The sequence below is a fragment of the Prosthecobacter sp. GW821-HT29F12 genome (genome assembly GCF_058803405.1).
On record NZ_CM179517.1, the window covers coordinates 71,640 to 92,138 of the forward strand.

Annotated in this window: 13 protein-coding genes; 9 read left to right on the forward strand and 4 right to left on the reverse strand. The window is 60.3% G+C overall.

Annotated features, from left to right (window positions below; all coding sequences use genetic code 11):
* Positions 1-4: 4 nt before the first annotated feature.
* Positions 5-280, forward strand: coding sequence for a VF530 family protein (locus tag AC3RLQ_RS00240; RefSeq protein WP_461523764.1), 276 nt, complete (start codon positions 5-7; stop codon positions 278-280).
* Between the two features lie 36 nt (positions 281-316).
* Here the strand turns inward: AC3RLQ_RS00240 and AC3RLQ_RS00245 are convergent, their stop codons facing one another.
* The gene (locus AC3RLQ_RS00245) at positions 317-1,069 is read right to left on the reverse strand and encodes an ABC transporter ATP-binding protein (RefSeq protein ID WP_493033245.1); all 753 of its coding nucleotides are present in this window, start codon (positions 1,067-1,069) and stop codon (positions 317-319) included.
* A 138-nt stretch (positions 1,070-1,207) separates the two neighbouring features.
* Here AC3RLQ_RS00245 and AC3RLQ_RS00250 point away from each other — a divergent pair, with 138 nt between their 5' ends.
* Complete coding sequence (locus AC3RLQ_RS00250; RefSeq protein ID WP_493033247.1) at positions 1,208-2,866, forward strand: alkaline phosphatase family protein; 1,659 nt, start codon at positions 1,208-1,210, stop codon at positions 2,864-2,866.
* Between the two features lie 63 nt (positions 2,867-2,929).
* Here the strand turns inward: AC3RLQ_RS00250 and uvrA are convergent, their stop codons facing one another.
* Positions 2,930-5,797, reverse strand: a complete 2,868-nt coding sequence (uvrA, locus tag AC3RLQ_RS00255) for an excinuclease ABC subunit UvrA (protein WP_493033249.1) — start codon at positions 5,795-5,797, stop codon at positions 2,930-2,932.
* A gap of 126 nt (positions 5,798-5,923) precedes the next feature.
* On the opposite strand from uvrA, the gene AC3RLQ_RS00260 reads away from it, so the two are divergent.
* The 3 genes from AC3RLQ_RS00260 to AC3RLQ_RS00270 all read left to right on the forward strand — a co-directional run bounded on the left by AC3RLQ_RS00260 (position 5,924) and on the right by AC3RLQ_RS00270 (position 8,936).
* On the forward strand, positions 5,924-6,886 hold the full coding sequence (locus tag AC3RLQ_RS00260; protein WP_493033251.1) for a hypothetical protein: 963 nt from the start codon (positions 5,924-5,926) through the stop codon (positions 6,884-6,886).
* Positions 6,887-7,218: 332 nt separating this feature from the next.
* A complete protein-coding gene (gene hisD, locus AC3RLQ_RS00265; protein WP_493033253.1) occupies positions 7,219-8,505 on the forward strand; it encodes a histidinol dehydrogenase in 1,287 nt (428 codons plus the stop codon).
* A complete protein-coding gene (locus AC3RLQ_RS00270; protein WP_493033255.1) occupies positions 8,502-8,936 on the forward strand; it encodes a hypothetical protein in 435 nt (144 codons plus the stop codon). Before hisD ends, AC3RLQ_RS00270 begins: the two co-directional genes overlap by 4 nt.
* Before the next feature lie 24 nt (positions 8,937-8,960).
* Here AC3RLQ_RS00270 and AC3RLQ_RS00275 read toward each other — a convergent pair whose 3' ends face one another.
* On the reverse strand, positions 8,961-9,905 hold the full coding sequence (locus AC3RLQ_RS00275) for a type I phosphomannose isomerase catalytic subunit (RefSeq protein ID WP_493033257.1): 945 nt from the start codon (positions 9,903-9,905) through the stop codon (positions 8,961-8,963).
* 53 nt (positions 9,906-9,958) lie between these two features.
* On the opposite strand from AC3RLQ_RS00275, the gene AC3RLQ_RS00280 reads away from it, so the two are divergent.
* From AC3RLQ_RS00280 to AC3RLQ_RS00295, 4 genes are all read left to right on the forward strand, one after another.
* Positions 9,959-11,353: an FAD-binding oxidoreductase gene (locus AC3RLQ_RS00280; protein ID WP_493038798.1), complete on the forward strand. Its 1,395-nt coding sequence runs from the start codon at positions 9,959-9,961 to the stop codon at positions 11,351-11,353.
* A gap of 10 nt (positions 11,354-11,363) precedes the next feature.
* The gene (locus tag AC3RLQ_RS00285) at positions 11,364-12,686 is read left to right on the forward strand and encodes a (Fe-S)-binding protein (RefSeq protein ID WP_493033259.1); all 1,323 of its coding nucleotides are present in this window, start codon (positions 11,364-11,366) and stop codon (positions 12,684-12,686) included.
* Between the two features lie 44 nt (positions 12,687-12,730).
* The gene (locus AC3RLQ_RS00290; protein WP_493033261.1) at positions 12,731-13,333 is read left to right on the forward strand and encodes a flavin reductase family protein; all 603 of its coding nucleotides are present in this window, start codon (positions 12,731-12,733) and stop codon (positions 13,331-13,333) included.
* 350 nt (positions 13,334-13,683) lie between these two features.
* Positions 13,684-18,297, forward strand: coding sequence for a beta strand repeat-containing protein (locus tag AC3RLQ_RS00295; protein ID WP_493033263.1), 4,614 nt, complete (start codon positions 13,684-13,686; stop codon positions 18,295-18,297).
* Between the two features lie 64 nt (positions 18,298-18,361).
* Here the strand turns inward: AC3RLQ_RS00295 and AC3RLQ_RS00300 are convergent, their stop codons facing one another.
* Positions 18,362-20,443, reverse strand: a complete 2,082-nt coding sequence (locus tag AC3RLQ_RS00300; RefSeq protein ID WP_493033265.1) for an FAD-dependent oxidoreductase — start codon at positions 20,441-20,443, stop codon at positions 18,362-18,364.
* Between the last annotated feature and the right edge of the window lie 56 nt (positions 20,444-20,499).

A 20,499-nucleotide genomic window follows, 5' to 3' on the forward strand; every position in this document is an offset into this window, starting at 1 on the left:
CATCATGCACGCCGCCGGCCCCAAAAATCCGCTTCATGGCATCACCCTTCAAATGATGGTCACGCAGCTCGTCGAACACTACGGCTGGGAGATGCTTGGCCGGATGATCCCGATCAACTGTTTCAACTGGCAGCCCAGCATCAAGTCCAGCCTTGTCTTCCTCCGCCGCACACCATGGGCGCGTGAGAAGGTGGAGGCGTTGTATCTTGATTCATTGCCGGACATGCAGCCGAAGCCGGAAGGTGATGAAAGCAGCCCGGTTGCACCGCAACCGGAGTGATCAGGATTCCAGTTGCGGCGCAACTGGACTGCTTTTTCACAGCCGCTCCACCTGTTTTAAATGCTCTGGCGGTGGATGGTCGGCATCCACGTCATGGATTTCCACCACGCGGCCGTCGTCCATGTTGGCGATGCGGTTGGCGTGGTGAAAGATGCGGTTGTCGTGGGTCACGATCAGGACGGCGCGATCTTTGCCGCGCGCCACGTTTTCGAATAGTTCCATGACCACGTGGCCGTTCTTTGCGTCCAGTGCGGCGGTGGGTTCGTCGCAGATGATGAGCTGTGGCTCATGCACCAACGCACGGGCGATGGCCACGCGCTGCTGCTGCCCGCCGGAAAGCTGCGAAGGGCGGTTTTTGCAGCGGTCTCCCAGACCCACCTGATCCAAGACTTCCTTCGCCCGCTTTTCCGCCTTGGCAGCTCCTACGCCTTGAATCAGCAGCGGCACGCTCACGTTTTCCGCGCAGGTCAGCGTCGGGATGAGATTGAAGGACTGGAAAATGAAGCCGATGTGCCGCGAGCGGAAACGTGTGATCGCCGCCGTGGACATCTTGCGCAGATCATGGCCAAACACGGTAAGCTCCCCTGCATCCGCCTTGAGCGTGCCGGCGATGATGCTGATGAGCGTTGTCTTGCCGCAGCCCGAGGGCCCCACCAGCATGGTGATGTCCCCACGGCGCACCTCCAGATCAATCTCCTTCAGAACCTGCAGCTTGGAACCTCCATCGCCAAAGCTTTTGGAAATGCCCTTCACATGTGCTGCGAGCTGGGTGGTTTCAGGGGAGGTCATTCGTGTGAATTTTACGCAGTTCCGATGCCTGTGGTTGCCTTTCAGTTCAAGTCAGGAGTGCAGCCAAGACTCATGATGATCTGAAGCGCTTGAAACTTTCGCTGCTTTCCGGTTGTTTACTGCGCTCCCATTTCACCTATGAAGTATCGCACTCTGATCTCTCTCCTCGCCCTCGCCCTCGCTGCTTGCTCCGTTGGAGCCCAGGCTGCGCCGCCCAAGGCCCCGAAGCTTGTTGTCGCGATTCTTGTGGATCAGCTGCGCTACGACTACCTGGACCGCTTTCATCACAAGTTTGTCGAAGGCGGGTTCCGCGAGCTAACGGACAAAGGCGCCTTCATGACCTTCGCCCAGTATAATTATTACCCTACCGTCACCGCACCGGGACATGCGAGCTTCTTCAGCGGCAGCTCGCCGATGATGCACGGGGTCATCGGCAATGACTGGTTTGACAAGCGCAGCGGTGCCATGATGTACTGCGTGGAGGATTCCAGCGTGACGGGCGTGGGCACTCAGCCGGAAGCGAAGGTGGGCAAGATGTCGCCGCGCAATTTCATCGGCGCGACTGTGGCGGATCAAATGCGGTTGCACTGGGGCTCCAAGGTGGTCAGCATGTCCGTCAAGGATCGCGGGGCCATCCTGCCCGCCGGGAAAAAGCCCACGGGGGCCTACTGGTTTGAGTCGGCCACGGGAAATTTCATCACCAGCAGCTACTATCAGAAGGAGCTGCCGGCCTGGGTGAAGGCTTTTAACGACAGCAAGAGGCCGGATGCCTTTGTGGGGCAGACCTGGGACCGGCTGCTGGATGAGAAGCAGTATCCCATGCCGGATGCGGCAGTGGGCGAATCCCATCTGGCCGGCGAAACGACCAGCACCTTTCCGCACAAGGTGATCAAGGAAGAGGCGGAAGGTTATGAGCCGATCCTCTCCACACCATTTGGCAATCAGCTCCTGGCCGAGTTCGCGAAAGCGGCCATCGAAGGGGAGAAACTGGGGCAGGGGACCCAGCCAGATTTGCTCTGTGTTTCGTTTTCTTCCATCGACTACTGCGGCCACAAGTTTGGACCCTATTCTCAGGAGGTGCAGGACATCACCCTGCGGCTGGACCGGCAGTTGAAGGAGCTATTTGCCTACCTGGACAAAAAAGTGGGGCTGGCCAATGTGGTGATGGTACTGACCGCCGATCATGGCGTGGCACCGAATCCAGAAAATGCGAAGGAGGATGGACTGGATGGTGGCCGCCCGCCCGTCGCTGACATGTTCGGAGAGTTGCAGACCAAGGTGGTGGAACGTTTTGGAGCGGGACGTTACTTTTTGTCTGCCAAAGGCAGTCTGAAGCCACGCCTGGTGGATGGAAACCTCTACTATGACCACGCTGTCTTGGAGGAGAAGAAGCTCCTGCCAGAGACACTCACCGCTTTCATTCGTGAGTGGGCGCTTTCCACAGGTGTGTTTCATGCGGTGTATGGTCGCGACCAACTGCTGGAAGGCCGCGCCCCGGGCGTGATCGGCCAGCGCATCGCCAATGGGTTCAATGGCGAGCGCAGTGGCGATGCGGTGTTGATTCTCAAGCCTTGGCTCATCGCGGGCACGGGGAAGGCGGCGACGGGGACGACGCATGGTTCGCCTTTCTCGTATGACACGCATATCCCCATCATCTTCTACGGTGCTCCTTTCAAAGCGGGGCGCTATGCGGATGAGTTCAGCATTACGGATCTTGCGCCGACGCTTTCAGCGGGGCTGGGGATTCAGGAGCCGCCGGTGTGCATGGGCAAGCCGCTGGTCCGGGCGCTGAAGTGATGCGGGCACTCCTGCCCGCAGGAGGGAGACATGGGATGTTCGTTGCAGGCAAGAGTGCCTGCATCACTCCTCGCGTCGCAAAAACCTTCCTGTCACGCTCCCCTCATTGGCGGCCACCTGCTTGGGAGTCCCTGATGCTAAAATGTAGCCGCCTTCGGTGCCGCCGCCGGGGCCGAGGTCGATGATCCAGTCTGCGCAGCGGATGACATCGATGTGGTGTTCGATGACGATGAGAGTGTTGCCAGCATCGCGCAGGCGGAGGAGGACGCCGAGGAGCGTTTGAATGTCGGCGCTGTGGAGGCCGGTGGTGGGTTCGTCGAGGACGTATAGGGTGCGGCCGGTGCTGCGTTTGGCGAGTTCGGCACTGAGCTTGATGCGCTGGGCTTCACCACCGGAGAGGGAGGCTCCGCTCTGGCCGAGGCGGATGTAGCCGAGGCCGGTTTCTTCCAGCGTGCGCAGTTTGGGCCCGATGCTGGTGCTGCGGTCAAAGAAGCGTACGGCTTCGCTGACGGTCATATCGAGGACATCGGCAATGTTCTTGCCTTTGAAGGTGACTTCGAGGGTCTCTGCGCCGTAGCGGCGGCCTTTGCAGGATTCGCAGGTGACGTAGACATCTGCGAGGAAGTGCATGTCGATCTTGATGACGCCATCGCCTTCACATTTTTCGCAGCGGCCGCCGGGCGTGTTGAAGCTGAAGCGCCCGGCATCGTAGCCGCGCATGCGGGCCAGCGGGAGCTGCGCGAAGAGTTCGCGGATGGGGCCAAACGCGCCGGTGTAGGTGGCGGGATTGGAGCGCGGGCTGCGGCCGATGGGGGATTGATCGATGACGACGACTTTGTCGAGATGTTCCAAACCGGTGATTTTTTCGTGCGTGCCGGGGATGTCTTTGGCGTCGTAAAAGTGGCGGCGCAGCGCGCGCATGAGGATGTCATCGACGAGGGTCGATTTGCCGCTGCCCGAGGGGCCGGTGACGCAGGTGAAGCTGCCGAGCGGGAAGGCGGCGGTGACGTTGCGCAGGTTGTGCTCGGTGGCGCCGTGGATGGTGAGAGAGTGCTTGGAGCGCGGTCCCAGTGATTCTGTGAGCAGGGTTTGGGGCAGTGCCTTGGCCTCGATGCGCACTCTGCCGCTCAAGTAGCCGCCGGTGATGGAATGCGGATTCGCCGCGATCTCTGCGGGAGTCCCGTGAGCGGTGATTTTGCCGCCAAGTTGCCCGGCGCCGGGGCCGAGCTCGATGATGTAATCTGCGGCGCGCATGGTGGCCTCGTCATGCTCCACGACGAGCACGGTGTTGCCGAGATCACGCAGGCGAAGGAGAGTCTGGATGAGGCGTTCGTTGTCACTGGGATGCAGGCCGATGCTGGGCTCATCCAGCACGTAGAGCACACCGGCGAGTCCGGCTCCGATTTGTGAGGCGAGGCGAATGCGCTGCATCTCGCCGCCGGAGAGCGTGCCGCTTTCGCGGTTCAGAGCGAGGTAGCCGAGGCCGACCTGCTCCAGGAATTCGATGCGCTTGCTGATCTCGCGCTGTAGTTCGCCGACATAGGCTTTCTGCTGCTCGGTTACTTCGAGTTCACGCATCCATTGCAGGGCATCGCGGGTTTGCAGAGCGGTGAAGTCGTGGATGTTCAGCTCTTTGTCCTGAGCACGCAGCTTGACCGCCAGCGATTCCGGCTTCAAGCGCATGCCCCCGCAGGTCGTGCAAGGCTGTGGATTCATCAGGCGCGAGAGGGCGGCACGGAGGACATCGCTCTCGGCGTTTTGATACATGCGGGCGATTTCGGGCAGCAGGCCTTCGAAGGGCTTGGCGACACTGCGTTTGTTCTCCGTCTTTTTCCAGCCGGTGCTGATGGGCGCAGCGCCGGTGCCGTGAAAGAGCGCGTGTTTGAAGTCCTGGGGGAGGTCTTGAAAGGGGACGTCCATCGCGGCCCCGAAGTGCCTGGCCAAGGCCTCGATGCTTTGATTGAAAATCTGCTTTACCTTCGGGTGGCGTGCCCACCAGGCTTTGATGGCGCCATCGTTCAGGGATTTGGACTCGTCCGGCACCAGCAGGGTGGGGTCTGGCGTGGGCGTGGTGCCGGTGCCTTCGCAGACGGGGCAGGCGCCGAGGTGGGTGTTGAAGGAAAAATGCTGGGGGGTGAGGCGCTCGATGACGTAGCCGGTACGCGGATTCGCAAAGGCGGTGGTGTAGCTGAGGATTTCTTCGCTGCCGTCGAGGTTCACGAGAAACTGCACCTCGCGCTCGTTCCAATGGAGTGAGCTTTCGATGGCCTCCATGAGGCGCTGGCGAGAGTCGGCACGGACGACGAGGCGGTCGATGACTATCTGCACCTGCTGTGTTTCTGCGTCCTCCAGCTTGAGGGAATCTTCCAGCTCCACCACGGTGTCGTTGAGCCGCACGCGCACGAAGCCCTGGCGCTTGAGCTTTTCAAACAGGGTGCGGGTGTCCGCGCCGCTGGCCGGTGGCTGGGGGGAGAGGACCATGACGCGGGTGCCTTCACCCAGAGCCAGCACCTTGTCGGCGATCTCCGGAGGGGTGCTGCGGTGCAGCTTTTCACCGGTGCTCGGGTCGTAGGGCTGGCCCGCCACGGCGTAGAGGACGCGGAGGTAGTCGTAGATCTCCGTCACGGTGGCGATGGTGCTGCGCGGGTTCGGATTGGAATGCACCTGCTCGATGGCCACCGCCGGGGACAGGCCCTCGATGAAATCGACGTCCGGCTTCTGCATCTGGCCAAGGAACTGCCGGGCGTAGGCGGAGAGGCTCTGCACGTAGCGGCGCTGGCCCTCGGCAAAGAGCGTGTCGAACGCCAGGGACGACTTCCCGCTGCCGCTGACGCCGGTCAGGACCACGAGTTGGTGCCGCGGGATGTCCACGTCGATGTTTTGGAGGTTGTGCTGCCGTGCACCTCGCACGCGGATCACGTCTTTAGGCATGGGCCTACACAAGCCGCGTGGGGCAGGGGAGATCAAGCCCAAGAAAACCCCGGCTGGCCCGTTTCCAGAATGGTGCATGAGGGCGGTTGATTATTTCCGGCCTCTCTCCTAGACTCCCCCACTGCCATGAAACCTCTTATTGTCATCGCCCTGGCCATCGCCGTCGGTTACGTCTCCTACGAGTATGTGTATCCGCCTTTTGCTGATGCCATGAAGTTTACCAAGCACGTTCCTAAAAAGGAAGAGCCCAAGAAAGAGGTGGCCGTGGCTCCCGCGCCGAAGCCGGTGAAAAAGGAGCCGAAGATCGTCATAGCTGAGCCCAAGCCTGAGCCTAAGCCAGAAATGAAGCCTGAGGAGCCGAAACCTGAGATGGCCAAAGCCCCCGCGCCAGCGGAGATCGATCCGAACGCTTTCGTCGCTCCCGTGTTCCCCCCTGTGGATGAGCTGACCCAGAACTGGGCCGTGGTGCCGAAGGGCTTCTTCAACACGCCCAAGCAGGTGACCATGAAGAAAGACCTCGAACTGAAGATGCAGATGGGCAAGGCCACTGCGGCCACCACCTTCAAGGCGGGCACCAAAATCTTCGTCATGGGCCAGGAGGGGACCAATCTGGTGGTGGGAGCCTCCGCTGGTTCTCCGATGCGCGGCCTCGTAGCCATGGATGATACCGACTTCAAGGATGTTTTCACCGCTGCCTATGAGCAGGTGAAGGTCGTCCAGACCGAGAACGCCCGCAAAGCCCATGCCTACCGCCTTGCCGCAGCTGAGCGCGCCAAAAACGCCCCGGCCGCCTCCACAGGTGGCGGAAGCAGCAGCAATGACAAGCCCACCAAAGATGCTGACGGCTCCTATCCGCTGCTCCTTGCCAGCATGAAGGCCGGCGAGGTCACCGAAATCAAGCCCGACAACATCAAGTCCTGGAGCGATCCCACGCAGGAAAAAATCGACGGCGCCGAATACTGGACTGTGAACGTGAAATACGAAACGCAGACCATGTTTGGCAAGTTCGAGACCGAAGCCCAGGCCCGCATCAAAAACGGACGTGTGGAGAAGTGGGTGTACACCGGCTCCGGTGAAGTGGTGCCGTAAACCTGTTGAGGACAGATCCGATGGCGATTTTTCTTGTCATCATCGGGCTCATGGCGGGCATTGCTCTCGCATCGTATTTCCATGAGAAACGGCATAGGAGTTCGCAGGCAAGCCGCAGCAACGACCCGAACGAGCACTGGGATGACGCTGGTGCCGGTGAGGATCTAGACGACTGTGACGCGGGAGCTGATGAGGACTGACCGAAGCCGCTGATTTCTTCCGCTGTTCTGCCTTGAGGCGGTCTGATGTCGTGCATGTTGTTTGGCGATAGGCCCCCCTTGCCCTCTTGAATCCTTGACTCTGCCTCCTCTCTTGGCACGTAAACTTACCCGATGAAGATCATCCGCCCCACCGATCCCGACTACGCCACTGCTGCCGCCGCCCTCAACCGCCGTGCTGAGGCCAGCGATGCCGTGCGTGAGGTGGTCGCAGGTGTCATCAAGGCCGTGCGCGAGCGTGGTGATGCTGCCGTACTGGAACTCACGGAGAAATTTGACGGAGCCAAGCTCACTGCTGAGCAAATGCGCGTTCCGCAGGCGGAACTGGAGGCTGCCTGGGAGTCTGCTGACCCCACTTTCAAGCGCGCCCTCGAATCCTCCCACCGCAACGTATCCGCCTTCGCCCGGCGAAGCATGCGCCAGGGCTGGGAATTCACCAATGAGCAAGGAGCCACGGTCGGCGAAGTTTTCCACCCTTTCGAGCGTGTAGGCTGTTACGTGCCGGGAGGCACCGCGCCGCTGGTTTCCACCTCCATCATGACCGTTGCCATTGCTGCGGCTGCTGGCGTGCCGGAGATCGTTGTTTGCACCCCCTGTGGGCGCGATGGCACGGTCAATCCGGGGCTGCTTGCCGCGCTGAAACTCGCGGGTGCCACCGAGGTCTATAAAATCGGCGGGTCGCAGGCCATTGCGGCGCTGGCTTTTGGCACTGCCACGATTCGTCCGGCGGTCAAAATCTTTGGTCCTGGAAACAGCTATGTGGTCGAGGCCAAGCGCCAGAGCTTTGGTGTCGTCTCCATTGATCTGCTGCCTGGACCGAGCGAAGTGCTGATTCTCGCTGACAAGTCTGGCAATTCTGCCTTCATCGCTGCGGACATCCTCGCGCAGGCTGAGCATGGCAAGGACAGCATGGCGGGTTTCCTCACGGACGATGCCGCACTGCTTGATGCCGTCGTCGCGCAGGTCGGGGAGCAGTCTCAAACGCTCAGCCGTCAGGCTCAACTGACCCCGGTGCTGGAGAAAGGCGTTTTCCTCATGCTCGTCCCCAGTTTGGAGGACGGAGCGCGTCTGGCGAACGACTTTGCCCCCGAGCATCTGACGCTCATCACCACGCGTGAAGACACCATCCTGCCGCTCATTCGCACGGCGGGGGCCATCTTCCTGGGCAATCATTCCCCGGTCGCCGTCGGCGATTTCCTCGCTGGTCCCAGCCACACGCTGCCCACCGGCGGCTCCGGCAAATCCTTCCCGGGCATCACGGCGGACATGTTTCAGCGCCGCACCAGCATTATTCGTCTGGATCGCGAAAGCTGCGCGAAGTCCGACCCCATTGTCAGCGCGATCAGCGCAGTTGAGGGGCTTGATGCGCACGCGCGTTCGGTGTCCATTCGTGCCTCATGAACCACCGCTTGTGCCTAATCGCTCTGCTGCTCGTTGCCTGTGACAAGGAGGCTCCTCAACCTGAGCCCAAGGCTAAGTCTGCTGCGGCCGCTCCCAAGCCAGCTCCGGAGAAAAAACTGCCGCCCGTGCCGCAGGGGAAGCTGCCGAAGATGGATCCGGAGAAGGCCAAATTCATCGCCGTGCCCAGCACACCAAAAGACCCTGAGGTCAAAAAGATCGAGAAGGTCGCTGAAAAGCCCAAGACGGAGATCAAGAAAGTCGAAAAGACTGCGGCTGAAACGAAGAAGGCGGCCGCACCTGCTGCGACCAAACCTGCCGAGCAGCCTGTGCCTGAGATCAAGAAACCTGCGCCAGCCTCTGCTCCTGCCAAGCCTGCTGAGCAGGCAGTGCCTGAGGTGAAGAAAGCCGAAGTGCCTGAGGCCAAAAAGTAGGGCGGGCGGGAATGCCCGGCTGAATCACACAGGCACGCGGATCTCCAGCCACTGACTTTCCGCGTCTGCGGGCTTCACCAAACGTGAGGGTGAGGCGAGTGACGCGGGAACGAGGGCGAAGTCTCCCGCTTTGAGAGTCGTGCCACCGACGGTAATCTTGCCGCTGACGACAGCGATTGTGAGGCTTTCGCCTGGGACACCTGCCTGCTTTGATCCACTGAGCACTTTGACGTTGAAATACTCGCAGTTCACAAGCGTGCCGTTGGACTGGACCTGCTGCACGCCGGGCTCGAAATCCGTGAAGTCGATACTCTTCATGGACTCCTGCACATGCAGTGCGCGCGGTTTACCATCCAGCCCCAAACGGTTCCAGTCGAAGACACGATACGTTGTATCGCTGTTCTGCTGGATTTCATAGATCAGCAAGCCTGCGCCGATGGCATGGACGCGGCCGCTTGGGATGAAGAGGCAGTCGCCCGTGCGTGCCTCGATCACATGCACGACATCGGCCACCGTGCCGTTTTGCAGCGCGGTTTCGAAATCCGCGCGCGTCGCTCCCGGTTTCAGACCGGCATAGATCTTCGCACCCGGATCCGCATGGGCGATGTACCACATCTCAGTCTTCGGCTCGCCTTTCAATTCCTCGGCCATGCTCGCGGGCGGATGAACCTGAATCGAGAGATCATCGCAGGCATCAAGAATCTTCATCAGCAGCGGGAAGGTGGGGCTGGTGGATTTCAGCAGGGCTTTGCCAAACACCGCCTCGCGGTGGTTCGTCCAGAACTCATGCAAAGTCACGCCATCCGCTGTCACACTCGGGGCCTCGGGGCGGTCGCACACCGTCCAGGCTTCACCAAAGGGAGTGGTGGCATCCGGCAGCGCGGCCCCCAGGAGGGTCTCCATGCGGCGGCCACCCCAGACGCGGCTTTGATAAATGGGAGTGAAACGAATGAGGTGATTGAATTTCATGTGATCATAATCAACCACAGCCCGCGTTGACGCTCTACCTCGAACTCGCCAGAATGCCCGCCGTGAACCAAATTGAAGCCCCCTTTATTCACTCTCTGAAGGAAATCCTAGCTCCGGATAGAGTACTTACCTCAGCGGAGGACATTGTGCCGTACAGTTTCGATGGAACCGCCGCCCTCAAGCAGCGTCCCGGTGCGGTCGTTTTTCCGCTGACCGCCGAGGAAGTGTCCGAATGCGTCAAACTCGCTCGCAGAAACGACGTCCCCGTGGTCACCCGTGGCTCAGGCACCGGATTGAGCGGTGGCAGCGTGCCGCTGGCAGGCTGTCTAGTGATCTGCCTCGTTAAGATGGACAAGCTCATCGAGGTCGATGAAAAAAACCTCACGGTGCGGGCGCAGAGCGGTGTCATCACCAAGGAAATCGACGATGCCGCCGCGAAGGTGGGCCTGTTTTATCCGCCGGACCCTGGCTCGATGAAGATCTCAACCATCGGAGGCAATGTGGCTGAAAACTCCGGCGGTCTGCGCGGACTGAAGTATGGCGTCACGCGCGATTACGTCATGGGCATGGAAGTCGTGCTGCCCGACGGCACACTGACCTTCCTTGGCAACAAGTGCGTCAAAGACGTGGCGGGTTACTCCATGAAGGACCTCTTCATCGGCAGCGAAGGCTCGCTGGGCATCATCACGGAAGTCATCCTGAAAGTGCTGCCGCGGCCCAAGGCGCGCAAAACGATGCTGGCGCTGTATGATTCGATGGACGCTGCTGCCAAGACAATCTCCGCCATCATCGCCGCGAAGATCATTCCCTGCACGCTGGAGTTCCTTGATCGCGTCACGGTGCAGTGCGTCGAAGATTATGCCAAGATCGGTCTGCCCACGGATGTGGAGGCGCTGGTGCTGATGGAGACCGACGGGCATCCCGTTGTCGTCGAAGAAGAGGCTGCCCAGATGATGGCGCTCGCCACAGCCAACGGCGCTCGCGATGTTCGCGCTGCTGCGGATGAGACGGAAGGCGCCAAGCTCGCCGCCGCGCGACGCAATGCTTTCTCCGCGCTGGCCCGTGTGCGGCCCACGACGATCCTCGAAGATGTGACCGTGCCACGCAGCGAGCTCGCCACAATGGTCGCCTTCATCGACAGCGTGGCGAAGAAGCACAAGCTGCAGATTGGCACCTTTGGCCACCTTGGCGATGGCAATCTGCATCCCACCTTCCTCACGAATGAACGCGATCACGGAGAGATGCACCGCATTGAAATCGCGCTCGAAGAAATCGTGGATGAAACCATCCGCCTCGGCGGCACTGTTACTGGTGAGCACGGCGTCGGTCTCGCCAAAAAAGGCTTCCTCAGGCGCCAGCTCGGCGAAGGCAGCTACGAACTCATGCGCAGCATCAAACAAGCCCTCGATCCCCAGGGCCTGCTGAACCCCGGGAAGATTTTTGATTGAGGAACTGATCATGCCATCTGCCAATCTCCTCAAATCCATCGACTATTCCGTGCTGCAGCAGTGCATGCACTGCGGCATGTGCCTGCCGACGTGTCCCACCTATGTGGAGACAAAAATGGAGCGCAACAGCCCGCGTGGACGCATCTCGCTCATGCGTGCGGTGGCGGACGGCAACCTGGAGGTTACCAGGGCGCTTTCCGATGAAATGTACTACTGCCTGGGATGTCTTGCCTGCCAAACGGCGTGTCCGGCTGGAGTGAACTATGCCGAGCTGTTTGAAACGGCGCGCGCTGAAGTCGAACAGGCGCAGGTGAATGACGGCATGCAGCGCGACTTCTGGCGCTGGCTCTCGCTGAATGTCATCTTCATGCGTCCTTGGTTGCTGCGTTTGATCGGGCGTGTGCTGCGTGTGTATCAAAGCACCGGGCTGGAAAAGCTGATGCGCAAGGTAGGCTTCTTTGGACTCATGCCGCCCTCGCTGAAAAAGCTGGAGCCACAGACGCCGAAGATCGCGGAGAAATTTTCTGATGACCTGATCTGGCCGGAGGAAGTGCCGCAGCAGAGCAAAGGCTACCGCGTGGGTTTGCTCACGGGCTGCATTCAGGATCTGGCGTTTTCGAACATCAATCGCGATACTGCGGATGTCTTGCTGGCGAATGGCTGCGAAGTCATCACGCCGCGCTCGCAGAGCTGTTGCGGATCATTGCACGCGCACAATGGCGAGCTTGAACTCGCGCGCGAGCTGGCCCGCAGGCAGATCGACAGCTTTGATCTCGATCATATCGATGCCATCATCACCAATGCTGGCGGCTGCGGATCGCATTTGAAGACCTATGGGCACCTGCTGCATGATGATCCTTTCTATGCGGAAAAAGCCAAGCAGTGGGACAGGATGGTGAAGGACATCCACGAATGGCTCGTGCAGATCCGCTTCCGCAAACCCACCGCAGGTGCAGGTGTTGGCGAGGTGACGTATCATGAAAGCTGCCATCTTTGCCATGGTCAGAAGGTCGTGTCACAGCCACGGCAGATTCTGAACAGCATTCCGGGGATTGTGTTCAAGGAGCTGCCGGAGTCGAACTGGTGCTGCGGCAGCGCGGGCATCTACAACATCACCCAGCCCGAGCAGAGCCAGAAGCTGCTGGACCGAAAAATCGCCAACCTTCGCCAGGCCGGGGCGCCTGTGGTTGCCACGAGCAATCCTGGGTGTCATTTGCAGATCGCCAATGGGCTGCGCGCTTGTGGCAGTCATCCTTGCCGCGAAGTGACGCAGCCGGTGACTTTGCTGGCAAAAGCGTATCGTGCCGAGTCCGTTTCTGAGTCTGCTTCGTAACAAAATGGGGCTTCTGACTCCCTGCACGCTTATATTTACAGATCATGGAACTCGACTTTACAGGACCCCTGCGCGAAGACGCCTACATGATTCTCGCCGGGCTTGTCACCCCGCGGCCAATTGCCTTGACGACCACCGTCGATCTTGAAGGGCGTGTGAATGCGGCGCCGTTCAGCTTCTTCAACGTGCTGGGGGATTCTCCGCCGATCGTCGGCCTCTGTCCCGGAGATCGCTCTGCCGGAGTGCCGAAGGACACGGCGCGCAACATACGCATGACGCACGAGTTCGTCGTCAACCTCGTCGATGAAGCGCTCGCCGAGAAAATGAATCTCTGTGCGGCCACGCTGCCGCCGGGTGAAAACGAGCTGCTGCATGCCGGGCTCACCGCGGTGCCGAGCAGCGTGGTCAAACCGCCACGCATCGCCGAAGCACCCGCCAGCTTTGAATGCCGCAGCCACAGCATCATCGAAATCGGCGACAACCGACTGATCATTGGCGAAGTGCTGCGCGTGCATGTGCGCGATGGTATTCTGGATCCTGAAACGTGGCTGGTGAAGCCCGGGAACTATCATCCCATCGGCCGCATGCAGAGTCCCAACTGGTACTGCCGGACACAGGACATGTTCGAAATGAAAAGACCGAAGTGAATGAGAGCAAGCTTTGATCAGTTCAAAAGCGCTCGGTGACGATGCATGAGGGTAATCATGACAAAGTTGCTTTTTTCGCACTCATGCGTTGGACATGGCTGATTTTTGGGTCTGTTTTTGAGTGTGATAAATCACTCCTTTATCGGGTGGGAAAATTCATTTAATCACAACTAGAACGGCTGGCGCATAAAGTGGTACTATTGTGCCAAGCTGGTTGCTGTTGAGGGGGAAGGCACGGCTGATGCTTGGGTGAGAGGTCCCCCCCCAAAAAACTTGAATCGAAGAACAGCCTTATGCTGGTCATGGAAGTCCACGGTCAAGTCGCGGGGAGGGCATTCACCCTCTCACACATGAAACGACTTCTAGTATTCCTGGGCCTGTTGTTGATGACATCCCTTGCCTGTGCGCAAACCTATCAATGGGATGGTGATCTCGCCACGACGGGCCTTCAAAATGGCAACGGCACCTGGAGTACAAACACTGGAGTCAGCACCAATTTGCGCTGGTACAAGGACAGTGTGTACAGCGCCTGGGACAACAGCGGTGTGGCGATCGCCGAATTTGGCTACACCTCGAGCACCTCGGGGGGGACGCTCACTCTAGACGGTGAGATCAAGCTGGCCGGAATGATCTTTGATCCGCTGGGGGCTCCGCTCGGCACCACCGCTCACGCGTTTACGGGGGGCACGCTCAATTTCGGCACGGGAGGGCTGGTGAGCATTGCCAATGCAGCCTCTGGCGGCAGCACAGGCGGCCAGTGGATCACCTTCACGTCACTGCTCAAAGGCAGCAATCTCACCTTTCAGAAATCGGGTGGTTCCACCACCGCTTTTGTGCGCATCAGTTCGGTGAATCCTGATCTCACTGGCACGCTCACATTGAGCAGCGCAGCCGGAGCCACCAGCGGCATCTATCTCAGCGTTGGCCTCCCCACTTACATCAGCAGCCTCAGCAGCATTGATGTGAAGACCTACTCCATCTTCAATCCCACAGGCACCGGCACTTACACCACGGCGCTCACCATTGCCGGCGTGGGGGCCGCCAATTACGGCGCGGTTCGCGTGGACGCCTCCAACTCCACCTTCAGCGGGGCCATCACTCTCAGCGGTGACGCCCGTTTTCATACGCACATCAACACGGTCAACACCACGATTAGCGGCGGCATCGGCGAGACGGGCGGCAGCTGGAGTTTCAGCCGCACCGCCTATGCACCCGTCAACACACTGCTGCCGCTGACTCTGACCTACGCTGCTCCCAGCACCTACACGGGAGCCACCGTCCTGGGGCGTGCTCTCAGCTACGTCAGTACTTCCGAAAACGCAGGCACCGAAGGCGGGGTGAACATTCTGGACTTCACCGCCGCGACGGCATCGACTCAAGACATGCTGTATCATGGCACAACGGCAGGAGCGCTGCAGCTTCTGGGAGGCCTGACCACACGCACGGAGCTGCAGCTCGTCGGTGCCGCAGGCAAGGCCAACAGCCAGACGTTCGGCAGCCTCAGCGTGCAGCAGAGCGCCACAGCGATCACGCTCGTGTCGGGCTTTGGCGGCAGCATGAGCGTTGACCTGGGCGACATCACCCGCACGGGCAGTGCTGTGCTGGCCATCACGGCTCCAGTGACAGGGCAGATCACCGGCAGCGTCGGCGGTGCCACCCAGGATCTGGTGGGCGCCTGGGCCACCTATCGCAGTGGGGATGGTCGTGTCGGAGGATGGGCAGGTCTGACCGACGGGGTGGTCGGCGTGTTTGCCGGAGATCTTGTCTATCAGACAGGTGCAAACGTCAGCGTGCTGCCGGGCTACACGACAACTGCCAACCTGCAAATTTCAGGTTCCTCCACCGGTGCCGTATCGTTCACCGCCGGGGTGACGGATCTGGCCACACTTTCCATGACCGACACCGGCAACGTGCGTCAGCTTGATCTGGCGGGCAAAACACTGCGGCTCGCCGACAGTGGCGGCGTGCAGATCATTCAGGGTGCCCAGGCGCTGGCGGTTGGATCGCTCGGAGACGGCAGTTTTCTCACCGCCGGTGGCGTGGACAATGCCGCCGGGCAGCTGCTGCTGACCAACATGTCCACCTCGAACGCACTGACCATCAATGCCTCCATCGCCAACAATGGCAGCGGCAGTGTCAGCCTCGAGATCAATGGCGTCGGACGCACGGTGCTTGCCGCAGCGAACACCTTCAGCGGTGTGGTGACGGTGGACAGCGGCGTGTTGGAGGTGCGTGACGGCAATGCTCTCGGCACCACGGGCTCGACCGGCATTACCAAAATAATGACTGGCGCGTCGTTGAACCTCTCTGGTGGCATCACCTTGAACGAAACTATCCAGGCCAACGGCCATGGCATCGCCTTGGACGGAGCCATCCGCAATCTCAGCGGCGTCAATACGATCACGCCCACGGTGCGCATCCAGTCCACCACACGGTTTGGCTCCGACAGCGGTACGCTCATTCTTGCGGGCGGCATCACCGCGCAGATCGGTGCCACCAGTTACACCTTCTCAGGCAGCGGCAACTTTGAGGTGCATGGGGCCATCACAGCCACCTCGGGCATTCTCACCAAGGAAGGCAGCGGTACACTGACCCTGATGGGCACCAGCACGGCCACCGGCATCACCACCGTGAACAACGGGGTGCTGCATCTGGACTTCAGCGCAGCGGACGCACCAGCGGCCAACATGCTCTACACCAATGTCACCCTCAGCAGCACCGTAGGCACTCTGACTTTGGGCGGTGGCACGTTCAAGACCACGGGCAAAGTGGACGGTGCCAGCAGTCAGGCTCTCGGCACGCTGACAATCGCCAGCGGTTCTTCGCGCATCACGGCGGTATCATCTGGCACTGGCAGCATGGACATCACCTTTGGCGCCATCTCCCGCACGGTGGTGGGAGGCACGCTGCGTCTGGATCTGCCGACCCTTGGCTCCATCAAAACAACAAGCGGCGCAGACAATGCCCTGGTCACCGGCGCCGGTGGCGTCGCGTTTGCCACGCTTGGGCTGGATGACTGGGCGGCCACCACGGTGGCGGTTTCCGGACTGCGCTTTTTTGTGGGGCTCTCCAGCATCAGCGGTTACACGCTGAGCACCGCCACCACTCTGGCTGACAATGCGGACATAGCCTCGGGCATTACCGCCACGACACTGAGCGCGAGCACCAGCATCGGCAGTCTGCGTTTCAATCAATCCCAGGCCACGACCCTCACGCAGGACGCCAGCTCTGTCGTCCTCACCCTCGGGGGCATTTTGGTCACGCCCAATGTCGGCGCGAATCTCACGACGATCACCGGTGGTGGCATACGCGCGGCGGTGGGCTCCACAGAGCTGACCATCTTTCAGAACAACCTCGACGCCCCCCTGACCATCCGCAGCCGCATTTTAAACACCACCAACTCAGGCGGCACCGTTGTAGGCACAGCCTTGACCAAGACCGGCGCAGGCACGGTCATTTACGAGTACGATACCAGCTACACCACCGGAGATTATTCCGGCGCCACGCGGATTCAGGATGGCGCGCTGCAACTCGTCAAAACCACCAGTTCCTCCATCAGCTATGCCATTTACTACGGCACCACATTCACGCTGGGCAGCGGCAGCACCAGCGGGAAGCTGATCCTCGGCAGCACCTCGACCGGCTATGCCGTCACCCAGTATGGCGGGCTGCGCACGGAAGGCACAGGCTCGAACAATGCGGTCGTGGGCGGAACCACCAGCCTTAGCACCTTCCTGCACTACGTCTCAGGTACTTTCGATTTTCGCAGTGGCTTCATCGGCGGCTCAGGTGCGAACGAAAACAACCTCAATCTGACCATCTCGCTCGGCACCCTGCAGCTGGGCGCGGCGAACACCTACAGGGGCAAGACCACGCTGCTGCAGAACACCATCGAAGTCACCTCGCTCGCGGACCGGGGGCAGGCCAGTTCGCTAGGCACTGGCGACTACAACAGCGCCACCAGCATCATCGACATGGCCACGGCCACCACCTCCGCACAGAATTACAATGTGCTGGCCACACTGCGCTACATTGGAGACACCGACTCCGTGACCAACCGCCCGATCAACATCAGCAACGCCGACGTGGCCACCGATGTGATCTCAGTGACCGCAGTTCTGGAAAACACCGGAACAGGCACGGTCAAATTCACCTCTCCCTTCACCGCCGCAGGCAGCAACCCTGTGCAGCGCGTGCTGCGCCTTGGGGGCACCAACACCGGAGCCAATGAGATCGTCAGTCTGCCCGACGTCAACGTCAGCATCACCAGCAAGATCGAAAAAGTCGGAACGGGCACCTGGATCATCACCGGGAACAGCACTTACAGCGGCGGTACGACGGTGACTCAAGGCACCCTGCTTGTGACCACTGCGACTGGCTCTGGCACCGGGCTGGGGGCGGTCGCAGTCCAGTCCGGCGCGGTGTTTGGCGGCAGCGGGCGCGTTGCCCCGGGCGCGGATCAAAGCGTGACTCTGACTGGCGGCACCTTGCAGATCGGCACGGAGCAGGCTGGGGGAATTCCGTCGGCGGCCAGCACGCTCACCATTCAAACCTCCGGCACAGGTGTTCTTAGTTTTTCAGCAGCCTCTGTCCTAAACTTTGATCTCTTCTCCGGAGCCGGGCAGGGGGACAACACCGGCAACGCCGCTGCGGCCGACCGCGCCATCATTTCTGGTGCTGTGAGTCTGGATGCGGACACACTGCTGCGAGTTTCGATTCCCAACGACATGACCGGCTGGGCAGAAGGCGATCAATGGCGGCTCTTCGACTGGTCTGGCCTGACCGGCCCTGTGTCCGTCACCACCATTCAGTATGATCTGCCCACGCTGACAGCAGGGCTGATCTGGGATACGTCCGAACTCTTCACCACTGGTGTCCTGATCGTTGCCGTCCCCGAACCCTCCCGTGCATTGCTGCTTCTCTTCGCCACCCTCGCGATAGTTCTGCAACGCCGCCGCATGTAAAAGCCAGGAATGAGGAAAGCAGGAAACCAAGCTGGTTCCTGCCTTCCTTATAAAATCGATCCACTCATTTCGCAGGCACCCACTGCGCCGCGTCAATGATGACGTGGCCCTTGGTGCCTTCGTTGCGGATTTCGAGCCAGCCGGCTTTGCCTTTTTCAAAGCGGTAGGTGCCCAAGGGGAGAAGCACGTCTTTTTCAGGGGCTTTCTTCTTTTGGTTCACGACCACGGTGGCTTCGCCATCGGCGTGGTGGATGATGACGGGAACGTTGTCCGCGCGATTGGCCAAGGCGGTGTAGGTGACGGCGACGCGATACTGGCCTGCGGCAGGCAGGTTGGGGGTGAAGCGGGCTTTCTGCTCGCCTTTGGCGGTATCTCCATCGTGGCGATAGCCTTCTCCGACAAAGCCCGGTGTGCTGTGGCCTTCTGAAGTGAAGCCGGTGAGCTCGGCTTCGCTGTCATCGACGACGATGCCGCCGAGCTTCTCCTTGCTGATCGAGACATGTTCCGGCATCGGCGGTGATTCAAAGTCGAGCATCTGGCCGTCGGCGAGGAGCTTTTCTTTGAGTTTGGCCATATCGATCTGCTGCAGGTCTTTGCCGGAGTCGATGGCGATGGCGGCGGCGGTGGCGGAGCTCTGGCCCATGACCATGAAGACGGGCTCCATGCGGATGCTGCCGTAGGCGATATGCGTGGCGCTCAGGCACACGGGGACGAGGAGATTGGTGCATTCCTCCGCCTTCGGCGTGATGCTGCGGTAGCTGATGGGGTAGGGGCGGGTGCCGATCTGGATGTCGCCCTCATTGCGCACAAAACCTTCCTTGGTGATGTAACGCTGCACGTTGTGCGAGTCCATGTTGTAGGCACCCATGCCCACGCTGTCTTCCACGATCTCGCGGCGCTTGCAGTTCTTCTCGCTCATGACGTAGCCGCCGATCATGCGGCGTGCTTCGCGCACGTAGAGCTGGCGGGGCCAGTTGCCGTTGTCTTTGAATTCATCTTTGGCCAGACCCAGTTTCTGGAAGGCGGCACGCATTTTTTCAGGTACGCGGGGGTGGTGTGCATAGGTCCACATGAGGCCCTTCTGCCAGTCTTCGTGGGCTTTCCAAATCTTCGCACGGGTTTCATAGTCGGCGTCTGGGTAATCAAAATTCTGGCCGATGAAGTCGGTGCTGATGGCGAAGTTGTTGTTCGTGTCGGTCTTGCGGTTCGGCATCCAGGTGGGAGCCCAGGAGATGCGTTCGTCACCGGCCTCGACATTGCGCAGGGCCAGTTCGAACCACTTCTCGTCGTAGTTGGCGGGCTTCTCCCAATCACGGCGGTTTTCCGGCACGTCGGTGGTGCACATGCGGAAGTTGTAGGCCTGCAGCTTGCGGTCGCCGCTTTCATCTTCGCCGATGTCGCCGGGATCAATGCCGGGCAGCACGCCGCTTTTCGGATCGCCGGGCTTCACATAGGGATCGACGTTCTTGGTGAACTGATGGTGGATCGTTTTCACCTTCTGCACGCCGTTGATCGTTTCGCCAAACTGCGCATTCGGCTCGCGACCCACGGCGTAGCTCACGCCGGCCTTGGCCATCAAATCGCCTTCATAGGTGGCGTCGATGAACATCTTTCCTTCAAAGGCACGGCCGCTCTCCATGATGATCTTGGTGATGCGTGTGCCGTCTTTGACCACGCCCTTTTTCAGATCCAGGCGTTCGCTGAAAACCACGGTCACCTTGTCCTTCACGGTGGCCAGCATGGAGTCGTAGATCTCCGTGGCCACATGCGGCTCGAAGGTCCACATGGTGTCTTCGCTGCCCGTGTTGCCGTGCTGCTTTTTAGCGAAGTATTCCTCACGGGTCTGGTGCTGCCACTTGGCCGGGTCATTATAGTACTTGAAGACGTTGGCGTAAAACTCACGCGACATGCCGCCGATGGCCTTCTTGTTGCCGATGTCTGTGGCACCCAGCCCGCCGGTGGTCAGGCCGCCGAGAAACTTTGTGGGTTCGATGAGCACCGCCGTTTTGCCCATGCGTGCCGCCTGGATAGCCGCCGTGATTCCTCCGGAGGAGCCGCCATAGACGACGATGTCATACGAATCTGCCGCCCCGAGCGGGGAAACGGCGGCGAGCGTGGCAAGCAGAAGGGCAGGGAGGATCTTCATGGTGGGCCGACAACGAGCCGCAGCATGGTTTTTTTGCAACTGCCGGGATGCATTTG